A 12,322-nucleotide genomic window follows, 5' to 3' on the forward strand; every position below is an offset into this window, starting at 1 on the left:
TCTTCTGTATCTTTAAAAGAATAGTAACATTTTTAATACATGTATTTGCTATAATAGAGAAACTAAGAAGCAGAAAGGAGAACATTATTATGAAAAAGAAACTATTGATATGGCTTTTGACAGGAATGATGGCCGTTGCAGCTCCGGCAACAGCATTTGCAGATAATACAGATGCTTCTTTACCACTGGATGAAATACAAGACCAGACCGATTCTCAGGAACCTGAGGAAGAGGAGGGACTGTCCGAGGAAGAGCTCACAGAGGAGGAAGACCTGCTGCTGGAAGAAGAGGAAGTTCAGGAGTCTGAAAAAGAGATGCTGGAAGAATCTTCAGCAGCAGATGCACCGGATGCACTGTCTGCAGATGGGGCAAGAGACGCGGTTGGGGATCCCGGTCTGACACAGCTTGAAGGACTGGATATTACTTATAATTCCATGACAATCCGATGGAAGGCAGCAGACAATGCAGACAAGTACCGGGTATATAAGAAGATCGGAAACGGATCCTATAAAGGAATTGCCACAGTAGACGCAGGCGTCCTTTCTTATAAAGATACGGATGTGGACTTCGGGGGCACCTACACTTATACAGTAAGAGCCATTAAGATGGAAGAGGACACAGAGATCCTGGGAGAGTGCCAGCCCGGACAGAAAGGCGTAGTAAATGTAGAAGCGCCTAAGGTGACGGTCACCGCAAACAACAGCGGAACCATGACCATTGGCTGGAATAAGGTGGCAGGAGCAACGGGCTACCGGGTATTTGTGAAAAACGGATCCGGCTGGAAAATCATTCTCTCGGCTACCCAGGGAACCAGCTATACATACAGTGATGTGATTCCGGGACAGAAGTATACTTTTACAGTACGTCCCTACCGGAACATTGCAGGCAGCAATGTATGGGGCTACTATGATAAAACAGGAGTCACAGCCACAGCAAAAGGCACAGCTCCCGGTCTGACAGAACTGGAAAATCTGGATATTACATACAATTCCATGACTATTAGCTGGAAAGAAGCGGCAAATGCAGACAAATACCGGATTTACAGAAAGACAGGAAACGGATCCTACAAGGGAATTGCCACAGTAAGTAAATCTGCCCGTGCTTACAAAGATACCAGCGTGCAGTTTGCAGGTACCTATACTTATACGGTACGGGCCATTAAAATGAACGGCACGAAAGAAGTTCTGGGTGCCTGCCAGCCCGGAATGAAAGGCGTAGTCAATGTGGAAGCGCCTAAGGTGGAGGTAAGCTGCAACAGCTACAGCAGCATGAAAATAAGCTGGAATAAGGTGGCAGGAGCTGACGGCTACCGGGTATTTCTCCGCAGCGGCAACAGCTGGGGCATTATCGTATCCGATATAAAAACCACAAGCTGTAATTATAACAAAGTAGTGGCAGGAAGGGATTATACCTTTACCGTGCGTCCGTACCGCAAGGCGGACGGAAAGACGGTGTGGGGATATTATGATAAAGTAGGCGTAACCCAGACAGCCGCACCTGCAGCGCCGAAAGTATCCAGTGTAAAAGCTGTAACAGGAGCCCTGGAGGTAAGCTGGAATAAAGTTTCCGGAGCGACCGGATATTATGTATACCGAAGAGAAGCAGGCGGAAGCTACAAAAAGATAGCAACCGTTTCTGAGACAACTTATAAAGATACCGAGGCGTTGGTAAATACCACCTATTTCTATACGGTCCGTGCATATATGAAAGTAAATAGTACGATTGTAGAGGGAGATGTACAGACAGGAGTTTCCGGAATCAGAAAAGGGGCCGTGCAGCCCGCCCTTCTGACCCTGCGTACAGACAGCACCTATCTTCTTTATGATGTTACAGGAGACGGAGATCCGGATAAATTCCGGGCAGAGCCTTACTATGGAAACAGCCTGAACAGTTATGTAAATATTTATGTGGATGATAAGAAAGTACTTACTGTATCAGATGAAGAGGAATCCAGAATCACTACCCTTAATTACAAGATTCAGTTATGTACCATGAATAATTCCAATAATATTTATCTGGCAGTTACCGGTTCATCAGAAAATGACAGCCAGTCTGTGGCTAAACTGTATCAGTATACGGACGGCGAATTTAAAGAAGCTGCCAATTTAAGAGAACAGTTTGAAAGTAATGCGGTTCGCTGGAACCGTCTGGGAAGTGTGAAAATAGAGTCTGTAGAAGGAAATCAGATCCAGACTTTCTGGAATGGACAGCTTGGAGGAACAGGCGCTATGTCCTGGAGAACCACTTTTGTTTTAAAGGACGGAAAACTGGCCAGAAACAGTAATATTTCTCCTGCCGTTTACGAAGACGGAAAAGAGAATAAATGGACAGCCCTTCACAGCATAACCATTTATAAAGACGCTTTATCCGGAGACATTGCATTTACTCTTCCGGCCGGAGAAGTAGTAAAGATTCAGAGAGTCTATGCGAGAACAGATATTAACAATGTATATGTAGAGGTAGAAAGAAGCAACGGCCAGAAGGGCTGGATGAAATGCCCCAATGGAGACAATGGATATTTTGAAGAATCTATATATGTAGGATAAAAAAGAAAATCCCCTGCCCGGAACGCCTTTGTTCCAGACGGGGGATTTTTTAAGGGGAGGATATAAGTATTTCACTCTTCTTTCGTAAGTATCATTGGAGGGGGAATCCAATGAATAATTATAGTATCACCTCAAATACGGAGTTTATACAGAAAAACAAAAATTTTTTAGAATTGTTTTTTTGGAGAAACCATGGTATTATATTGATGCTGTACCCTGCATGTTTCGGTACAGTTTTCAGGAAGATATTTATGAAAAGAGGAAGATAAAATGAGCGAAAAAACGATTTTAGAACAGTGGAGAGAGGTAGCATACGACCAGAAAGCGGATAAAGGAAAACTGCAGAGATTCTGGGCTACTTACTTCAATATTGAAAAGGGTATTTATGAACAGCTTCTGGAGAATCCGGACGAAGTGGTAACCGGTACGGTAAAAGAGCTGGCTGAAAAATACGGACAGAACGTTATGACTATGGTAGGCTTTCTGGACGGAATCAATGACAGCTTAAAGGAGAAAAACCCCATTGAAACTATGACAGAAGATACAGTCGTAAATCTGGGATTTGATAAAGAGCTGTTATATAAAAACATGGTAGATGCCAAAGCAGACTGGCTGTATGAGCTTCCCCAGTGGGATAAGATCTTTACACAGGAGAAGAAAAAAGCCTTATACCTGGAACAGAAGAAATCAGGAACCATTGTAAAGGGCCACAAAGTAGGAAGAAACGATCCCTGTCCATGCGGAAGCGGAAAGAAGTATAAATATTGCTGCGGAAGAAACTAAGAAAAACAATTCCAACATTAGATTATCTCATCGTTTTGGGAGCCCATGTAGACGGCGAGCGGCTTACAAAGGCTCTGTATGAAAGAGTGAGGAAGGCCCTGGAGTATTTAGAGACCCATCCGGAGACAAAAGCTGTTCTCTCCGGAGGAAAGGGAAAGGGCGAAGCCATTTCCGAAGCCGAGGCAATGAGGAGGTATCTGATACGGAAAGGGATTTCTCCGGAAAGACTTCTTCTGGAAGAAAAATCTGTAAATACAAAAGAGAACCTGGAATTCAGTCTTTCCGTTATTGGAGATAAACATAAGAAAATCGGAGTGGTAACCAATCATTATCACGTCTTTCGCGGCGTGATGATTGGGAAAAAGGCAGGCTGCACCCGGATTTACGGCATTGGATCCCGGTATGTTTCCTGGAGACTGATCTGGTATATCCCCAGGGAAATTCTGGCAGTGTGTAAGGATCGGCTGAAGGGGAATTTATAAGTTTCTGCCGTTGACAAAGACTTTATTCATGTATATAATAGGGAAAAGTTGAAATGTGAACACGATGATGAGAAGAGTAGGATGCGGAACTTTTCAGAGAGAGATACATTTGCTGGAAGTATCTTATTGGGAAACATCTGAAAACTGCCTCGGAGTGACCCTAATCCGGTCCGGTCTGATACCGTTATCATCAAATAGAGAGGCTCTTTCATCTCTGAAGATGAAAAAGCAAGCGGGGTGGAACCGCGAGTCAGAAAATACTCGTCCCTTGCAGTGTAATTACTGCAAGGGATTTTTTATGCAATAGGAAATTCCGTCGGATTTCCTATTGCATAAAAATCGCTCCGCGTGGATCGCACTGCGTCGGAGTGGAAAAGGCGCTTTGCGCCCCGCCGCAGGCGGAGAATCCTGCTCGCAGGATTCTTTTTATAAATTTGAAAGGAGAATTTGGAAATGATTATTACATTGAAAGATGGTTCGACAAAAGAATATGCAGAGTCGAAATCTGTGATTGAAATTGCATCTGACATTAGCGAAGGACTGGCGCGGATGGCCTGTGCAGGAGAAGTGAACGGGGAAGTTGTGGATTTACGGACTGTAGTGGATCAGGACTGTGAGCTGAATATCCTTACTTTCCAGGAGGAAGGGGGAAAGGCTGCCTTCCGTCACACCACATCTCACATCATGGCTCAGGCAATTAAGCGTCTGTATCCTACGGCGAAACTGGCAATCGGGCCTTCTATCGCCGACGGATTTTACTATGACATGGATATGGAGAATCCTCTGACCACAGATGATCTGGGAAAGATTGAGGCAGAGATGAAAAAAATCGTAAAAGAAGCCTTACCGATTAAACGGTTTACTCTGCCGAGAGAAGAAGCCATTGCCTTCATGAAAGACAGAAACGAACCTTATAAGGTAGAATTAATTGAAGACCTGCCAGAGGGATCTGAAATTAGTTTTTACGAGCAGGGAGAGTTTGTGGATTTATGTGCCGGCCCTCATCTGATGACCACCAAACCGGTAAAAGCCTTTAAACTGTTAAGTCTGGCAGGCGCTTACTGGCGGGGGGATGAGCATAATAAGATGCTGACCAGAATCTACGGTACTTCTTATACGAAGAAAGCAGATTTAGAAGCGTATATTACACGGATGGAAGAAGCAAAGAAACGGGATCACAGAAAACTGGGAAAAGAGTTGGGACTGTTTATGATGCGGGAAGAAGGCCCTGGTTTTCCGTTCTTTTTACCCAAGGGAATGGTGCTGAAAAACACTCTTTTAGATTACTGGAGAGAAATCCACGAGAAGAACGGATATGTAGAGATCTCTACTCCTATTATGTTAAGCAGACATTTATGGGAGACTTCCGGACACTGGGATCACTATAAAGAAAACATGTATACCACAGTGATTGATGAAACAGACTTTGCCATTAAACCTATGAACTGTCCGGGCGGAATTTTAGTATACCAGTCAGAGCCCCGTTCCTATCGTGATCTTCCCCTTCGTATGGGAGAATTGGGACTGGTGCACCGCCATGAAAAATCAGGACAGCTTCATGGTCTGATGCGTGTGCGCTGCTTTACCCAGGACGACGCCCATATCTTTATGATGCCGGAACAGATTCGGGAAGAAATCAAAGGGGTTGCCAGATTAATTGATGAAGTTTACAGCCTCTTTGGTTTTAAATATCATGTGGAACTGTCTACCCGGCCGGAAGACTCCATGGGAAGTGATGAAGACTGGGAAATGGCAACAGACGCTCTGCGCGGCGCTCTGGATGACCTGGGTCTGGACTATGTGGTAAATGAGGGCGACGGCGCCTTCTACGGACCGAAAATTGACTTCCATCTGGAAGATTCCATCGGAAGAACCTGGCAGTGCGGAACCATTCAGTTGGATTTCCAGCTTCCTCTGAGATTTAACTGTGAATACATCGGAGCAGACGGAGAGAAGCACCGTCCGATTATGATACACCGCGTTGCCTTTGGATCCATCGAGCGGTTCATTGGAATTCTGATTGAACATTTTGCAGGTGCCTTCCCGACCTGGCTGTCACCGGTACAGGTAAGGGTACTGCCTATTTCCGATAAATATCAGGAATATGGCCAGAAGGTGTTAGACCAGTTAAAAGCAGCGGGAATCCGGGCGGATATGGATACTAAAGCAGAAAAGATCGGATACAAAATCCGGGAAGCCCGTCTTGAGAAGCTTCCGTACATGCTGATTGTAGGTGCAAAAGAGGAAGAAGAAGGAAAAGTATCCGTCAGAAGCCGATTCCTGGGAGATGAAGGAGCAAAAGATCTATCAGAGTTCCTTGAGGATATTACAGAGGAAATTAAAGCCAGAAAAATCAGAGAAGTGCAGACAGAAGAATAAAGAGAAAAAGGGGCCTTAAGCCGTATGGCTTTTGGGCTCCCTTTTTTTCTTTATGACTTACTTATGCAAAAACCGTTTCTTTTATCAAATCTACAGGCATATCCTGTCCGGTCCAGAGGCGGAAGGCCTCAGCTCCCTGGTACAAAAGCATATAAGAACCGTTAAAAACCCGACAGCCTGCTTCACGGGCCAGACGCAGAAGTCTGGTTTCCTGCGGGTTATAGATAACGTCAGAGACAATCAAATCCGGATGGAACAGAGCAGGATCTTCAATGAGAGAGGCCTCTGTATTGGGAGCCATTCCCACAGAAGTTGCGTTGACCAATAGAGCGCTCTCGGCCAGTGCCTCAGAAAGGGCGCGGCTGTCCTGCTGTTCATGGATTAGAACACGACAGGGAAGTTCTTTCTGGATGTTTTCAGCCAAAAGGCAGGTTCTCTGCCAGAAGCGGCTGGTCTTTCTAAGAAAAACGTGGATGGTATCCACACCGTCTAAGGCAGCCTGGGCACAAATGGCGGTGGCTGCGCCGCCTCCGCCCAGCAGAGTAATGGTTTTGCCGGTAATGTCATAACCGGCGTCCTTTACCGCTCTCATATATCCCACACCGTCTGTATTGTGGCAGATAAAACGGCCGTTGTCATTTACTACTGTATTTACGGCACCGATCAGCCGGGCAGCCGGGGACAATTCATCAGCAAACTCCACCATTTTATTTTTATTCGGCATAGTTAAGTTGAAGCCGCGAACCCCCATTTCCCGAAAAGCCCGGGTAACGGAAGAAAGCTGTTCCTCTTTTATATCAAAGCAAAGATAAACGTAATCCAGCCCCAAAGCTTTAAATGCCTCGTTGTGCATCCGGGGAGACAGGCTGTGAGAGACGGGGCTTCCTAATAAAGCAGTTAATTTCGTATGTCCGGTAATTGGAATATTCATAGAATCTCTCCTTTTAAGCAGTTTCTTTTTATTTTAGAGGATGGAAAGAAAGATGTCAACGAAGGAAGGAATTCGACAGAAAATCTCTTTTTTTTCTCAGAGAAAGAAAAAAGAGAACAGAAATCGCAGAAATTCGACAGGAAATTATGTAAACAGAGAGAAAATCATGTCAGAATTTGAAAGCCCTGTATTTTAAGGGGTTGGAAGTGTCATTTCCATAATCAGAAATTTTCCGGAAAGAAAAACCGGTCAGACGGATACTTGGAAAAAGTGGAAAAACCAGGGAGTTTTAAAGGATTTGCAGAGATTACCGGAAAGGTTACATAATGCTGGGAAATTCTGTCGGATTTTCCCGAAAACTTCTGAGAGTTTCCACTCTTGTTTTGACAAAAAGAAAAGGGACTTATCCCCTATAATAAATGCACTTACCAAAGTGAGGAACAGCGGCGGGAGGTTTTTATGCAGGGGAAGATTTATTTAGATATGGTCTTTATGACAAATCTTATTATGGATTATATCCTGCTGAGACTGGCAGGGCATTTTCTGGAATGCAAAGCATCCAGAAAAAGGAGCCTGCTGGGAGCAGGCGCGGGAGCGCTGGCCGCCTGTCTGTTCTTATATTTACCCACAGATAGTTTTTTGCCGGTTACCATACTGCTGCATGGAATGACAGCAGTTATTATGGTAAAAATAGGCTGTAATGTGAAAACAGGCAGTTTACTTATAAAAGCTATTGTGGCGCTGTATCTTACAGCGTTTTTATGTGGCGGTTTCTGGAGTGTTATGTCAACCAATGAGAAAATGACCGCCGGAAAATTCCTGATTTTATCAGGAATCAGCTACCTGTTATTCACCTGCGTTTCTGTCGGATATGAGTATATTCAAATCCGGACAAAAAACCTGTATCAGATTACTTTAAGCACAAATGGGAAAGTAAAAAAGTTTTGGGGACTGTATGACACAGGGAATCTGCTGACGGATTGTGTCACAGGTCAGCCGGTATCGGTGATTGAGGAACAGGCTTTGAAAACGCTGCTATCTGAAGAAATCCTAGACAAGTTAAGAAACCTAGAAGAAAAGCCAGGGGAGTTGGAAAGCACAGAACTGAAAGAGCTGCATCCGCACTATATTCCCTATAAAAGCATTGGGGAACCGGCGGGTCTGCTTCTGGCAGTTACTTTAGAGGATTTATGTATACACACTCCCAGAGAGGTTATTCATATTTCAAAACCAGTTCTGGCTATGTCATGGGGATCTTCCGCTTTGGGAAATAAGTATCAGGTTTTATTAAATTCCAAATTGTTACAATAGGAGGGGTCATATCTATGAGCGTAAAAGCAGCAGTGAATTATTATCCGGTACCATTCATTTCCAGATTTTCCACGATGGTTTTCAGTAAGCCCAAAGAGGTTTACTATATCGGAGGTGCGGAAGTTCTGCCTCCGCCCCTGTCGCCGGAGAAGGAGGAGATGATACTCAGCAGGATTGGAAGCGGACAGGACAAAGAGGCAAAATCTGTCCTGATTGAACATAATCTCAGACTGGTGGTCTATATTGCAAAGAAATTTGACAATACCGGAGTAGGAGTGGAAGACTTAATTTCCATAGGAACCATCGGACTGATTAAAGCCATTAATACTTTTAATCCTACAAAAAAAATCAAAATAGCCACTTATGCCTCCAGATGCATCGAAAATGAAATTCTCATGTATCTGAGAAGAAACAGCAAAACAAAAATGGAGGTGTCCATTGATGAGCCTCTCAATGTGGACTGGGATGGTAACGAACTGCTTTTATCGGATATTCTGGGAACAGATGAAGATGTGATCTCCAGGGGGATTGAAGACGAGGTGGAAAAGGATCTTCTGGGGCAGGCGATCAGTAAGCTGACCAAAAGGGAACAGACTATTATCAGGCTGCGTTTTGGACTGTACAGTCAGGACGGAAAAGAGAAAACCCAGAAAGAAGTTGCAGATTTACTGGGGATTTCCCAGTCCTATATCTCCAGGCTGGAAAAGAGAATTATGAAGCGGCTGAAAAAGGAAATTGTCAAATATGAATAGAGAAGGGACAAAGGCGGAGAGCTGATTGTGACCGCTGGGCGGTAAGAAAACTTGTTCCTGGATGCATACTTTCTCTTTCTAATTGGTGAAAATAAGAGTAAAATAGAAGTAATAGTTGGGGGAAACTATAAGAAAAGGAAAGGAAGGTATAAGAGTATGTTAAGGAACATGAATTTGCCGGAGCGCCCATCGAAAGAGGAAATCAAAGAGCGGCTGAAAAAAGCGGGAGAAGAACTGTTTGCTCTTCAGATGGAGATTAAAAACCATAAGGTACCCGTATGTGTTCTGATTGAAGGATGGGGAGCAGCAGGGAAGGGAAGTCTGATTGGGAAAATTATCAAATACATTGATCCCAGATTTTTCAATGTGGCAGTGGTGTCTGCTCCTACCCAGGAAGAATTGAGGAAACCCTTTTTATACCGGTATTTCATCCAGATTCCGGAAGCGGGAAGATTCACCTTCTTTGACGGAGGATGGATGGAACAGACGGTAAAAGAAAGGGCGGAAGGCAGCCTGGATAAAAAAGCCTATAAGCTGAGAATAGAAAGTGTGAAACGGTTTGAACGGCAATTAACAGATAACGGCTACCTCCTTGTAAAGTATTTCTTCCAGATTACAGAAAAAGAACAGAAAAAACGGCTGGAAGGACTTTACAGCCAGGAAGACACCCAGTGGAGAATCAGCGAATATGACAAATGGCAGAATGAAAATTATGATAAATGTACGGACTATTTTGAAAAATTCATGAATGATACCAATACGTCTTCTGCCCCTTGGTATATTGTGGACGCACAGGAGAAGAAATGGGCGCAGCTTCAGGTTATGGAGACGTTAATCCAGCAGATAAAAGTCGCTCTGCAGAATCAGAGTCTGGCAGTTCCTATTTTACAGAATCCTTTTGAGCTTAAAAAAATGCCTCTTTTAAATGAAATTCCTCTGGAAGGAAAAGAAATTCCGGAAGACGAGTATAAAGAAGAACTGAAGAAACTGCAGAAAGAGCTGGGAGAACTGCATAACCGCCTTTACCGGAAAAAGGTACCGGTGGTGATTGTCTATGAAGGCTGGGATGCAGCGGGAAAAGGAGGAAATATCAAAAGAATTACAGAAGCTCTGGATCCCAGAGGGTACGAAGTGCACCCCATTGCCAGTCCCCAGCCCTATGAAAAGGCCCGCCATTATCTCTGGCGATTCTGGACCCGCCTTCCCAAGACCGGTCATATAGCCATATTTGACAGAAGCTGGTATGGCCGCGTCATGGTAGAACGTCTGGAGGGCTTCTGCAGCGAAAATGACTGGAAACGGGCCTATAATGAAATGAACGAATTTGAAAAAGAGCTGTCCGACTGGGGCGCCGTTATTTTTAAATTCTGGGTACAAATAGATAAGGATACCCAACTGGAGCGCTTTACTCTTCGTCAGAATACTCCGGAGAAACGGTGGAAGATTACAGATGAAGACTGGAGAAACCGAGAGAAATGGGATGCCTATGAAGAGGCGGTAAATGAAATGATACAGAAGACAAGCACAACGTATGCCCCATGGTATGTACTGGAATCGGTGGACAAGAAATACGCCCGGATAAAAGCTCTGAAAATTGTAATAAAAACCCTGAAAAAAGTGCTGGACGACTGATTATTCTGTCAGATTACAGGAAACAGGTATAAAAAACAAAATTGATAAAAAATACGACAAACCCGGGAATACCGAATTGAGAAGCAGAAAGGTATAATAGAACGGAAGGGAAAAGAAAACAGTCTTTTCCCGAAGGGTATTTTCAGAAAGAATAAACTTAGGAGAGGAGAAGGATATATGTTAAAAGAAACGAGAAAGACAGACCCGGAAGTTGCGGCATTGGTAGATGAGGAGCTGGATCGCCAGGAACATAATATTGAAATGATTGCCTCCGAGAGTACAGCCCCCCTTCCTGTTATGGAATTATCAGGATCCGTTTTTACCAATAAGACACTGGAAGGTTATCCGGGCGCCCGTTTCCAGGCAGGTTCTCATGTGGCAGACAAGCTGGAAAATCTGGCGTGTGAACGTGCAAAGGCTCTTTTCGGAGCAGACTGCGCCAATATCCAGTCCTATTCCGGCTCAACTGCTAACTATAGCATATATGCGTCTATTCTGGAGCCGGGAGATAAGATTTTAAGTATGCGCTTAGACCAGGGAGGACATCTGACTCATGGTTCACCCGCCAACTGGGTAAGCAAAATTTATAACTTTGAATTTTACTCCATTGATAAAGAAACAGAATTAATTGATTATGACGGAATGGAAGCCAAGGCAAAAGAATTTCAGCCGAAACTGATTATTGCCGGCGCAAGTTCCTATTCCCGGTTAATTGATTATGAGAGAATTTCCAAAATTGCCAAAGAAGTGGGAGCTTATTTCATGGTAGATATGGCACACATTGCAGGCCTTGTGGCTGCAGGTGTGATTCCAAGCCCTATTCCTTATGCAGATTTTGTAAGTTCTTCCACCACAAAGACCTTCTGCGGAGCCAGAAGCGGTATGGTATTCTGCAAAAAAGAACATGAAAAACTTCTGAAGAAAGGTACTTTCCCGGGAGCTCTGGGGTCCATGCACTTAAATACCATGGCAGCGAAATGCTGGTCCTTTAAATATGCGGCAAGCGATGAATTCAAGGCAATTATGAAGCAGGTAGTTGCCAATGCGAAATGCCTGGCTCAGGAGCTGACAAATTACGGATTCCGCATTGTAAGCGGCGGAACGGACAATCATCTTCTGGTTGCAGACTTAAGAAACAAGAAGATTACAGGAAAGACCTTCCAGAACGCTCTGGATGCAGTGGGAATTACTGTAAACAAAAATATGGTTCCCTTTGATCCGGAGAAACCAGGGGTAACCAGCGGCGTCCGGATTGGCCTGACAGCCGTTACCCAGAGAGGATTAAAAGAACCGGAAATCAAAGAAATTGCAGCGATTATGAATCAGGTTGCAAATGCTCCGGAGGACGAAGCAAATCTGGCAGCCTGCAAAGCAAAAGCAGAAGCTTTAATTGCAAAGTTTCCTTTATATCCGGCTGGACTTTCAGTGATTAAGCAGACAAGTAAATTCCATAGATAAATTGCCCCTCTGAAATACCGCCATGAACTGTGGCGGTATTTCCTATTT

General features: G+C 44.2%; 9 protein-coding genes and 1 other annotated feature. Of the genes, 8 read left to right on the forward strand and 1 reads right to left on the reverse strand.

The window, feature by feature from the left end; translation table 11 throughout:
- The first annotated feature begins 89 nt into the window (after positions 1-89).
- From B5F53_RS12705 to thrS, 4 genes are all read left to right on the forward strand, one after another.
- Positions 90-2,546, forward strand: a complete 2,457-nt coding sequence (locus B5F53_RS12705) for a hypothetical protein (protein ID WP_087224000.1) — start codon at positions 90-92, stop codon at positions 2,544-2,546.
- Positions 2,547-2,816: 270 nt separating this feature from the next.
- Entirely contained in the window at positions 2,817-3,329 is a 513-nt protein-coding gene (locus tag B5F53_RS12710; RefSeq protein WP_087224002.1) for an SEC-C metal-binding domain-containing protein, read from the forward strand.
- Positions 3,311-3,811: a YdcF family protein gene (locus B5F53_RS12715; protein WP_242970315.1), complete on the forward strand. Its 501-nt coding sequence runs from the start codon at positions 3,311-3,313 to the stop codon at positions 3,809-3,811. Before B5F53_RS12710 ends, B5F53_RS12715 begins: the two co-directional genes overlap by 19 nt.
- Positions 3,812-3,866: 55 nt before the next feature.
- Positions 3,867-4,083 (forward strand) — a binding site (T-box leader).
- A gap of 181 nt (positions 4,084-4,264) precedes the next feature.
- Positions 4,265-6,190, forward strand: coding sequence for a threonine--tRNA ligase (gene thrS, locus B5F53_RS12720; RefSeq protein ID WP_087224004.1), 1,926 nt, complete (start codon positions 4,265-4,267; stop codon positions 6,188-6,190).
- Between the two features lie 61 nt (positions 6,191-6,251).
- On the opposite strand, the gene B5F53_RS12725 is transcribed toward thrS, so the two are convergent.
- Entirely contained in the window at positions 6,252-7,121 is an 870-nt protein-coding gene (locus B5F53_RS12725; RefSeq protein ID WP_087224006.1) for a shikimate dehydrogenase, read from the reverse strand.
- 459 nt (positions 7,122-7,580) lie between these two features.
- Here B5F53_RS12725 and B5F53_RS12730 point away from each other — a divergent pair, with 459 nt between their 5' ends.
- The 4 genes from B5F53_RS12730 to glyA all read left to right on the forward strand — a co-directional run bounded on the left by B5F53_RS12730 (position 7,581) and on the right by glyA (position 12,274).
- Positions 7,581-8,432 carry a sigma-E processing peptidase SpoIIGA gene (locus B5F53_RS12730; protein ID WP_087224008.1) on the forward strand — a complete coding sequence of 284 codons (852 nt, stop codon included), beginning with the start codon at positions 7,581-7,583 and terminating at the stop codon, positions 8,430-8,432.
- 14 nt (positions 8,433-8,446) lie between these two features.
- Complete coding sequence (gene sigE / locus B5F53_RS12735) at positions 8,447-9,184, forward strand: RNA polymerase sporulation sigma factor SigE (RefSeq protein ID WP_087224010.1); 738 nt, start codon at positions 8,447-8,449, stop codon at positions 9,182-9,184.
- 156 nt (positions 9,185-9,340) lie between these two features.
- Positions 9,341-10,816, forward strand: coding sequence for a polyphosphate:AMP phosphotransferase (gene pap, locus B5F53_RS12740; protein WP_087224012.1), 1,476 nt, complete (start codon positions 9,341-9,343; stop codon positions 10,814-10,816).
- 177 nt (positions 10,817-10,993) lie between these two features.
- Entirely contained in the window at positions 10,994-12,274 is a 1,281-nt protein-coding gene (gene glyA, locus B5F53_RS12745) for a serine hydroxymethyltransferase (protein ID WP_087224014.1), read from the forward strand.
- Positions 12,275-12,322 lie beyond the last annotated feature (48 nt).

It is taken from the genome of Blautia sp. An249, assembly GCF_002159835.1.
GTDB classification, from domain to species: Bacteria; Bacillota; Clostridia; order Lachnospirales; family Lachnospiraceae; genus Blautia_A; species Blautia_A avistercoris.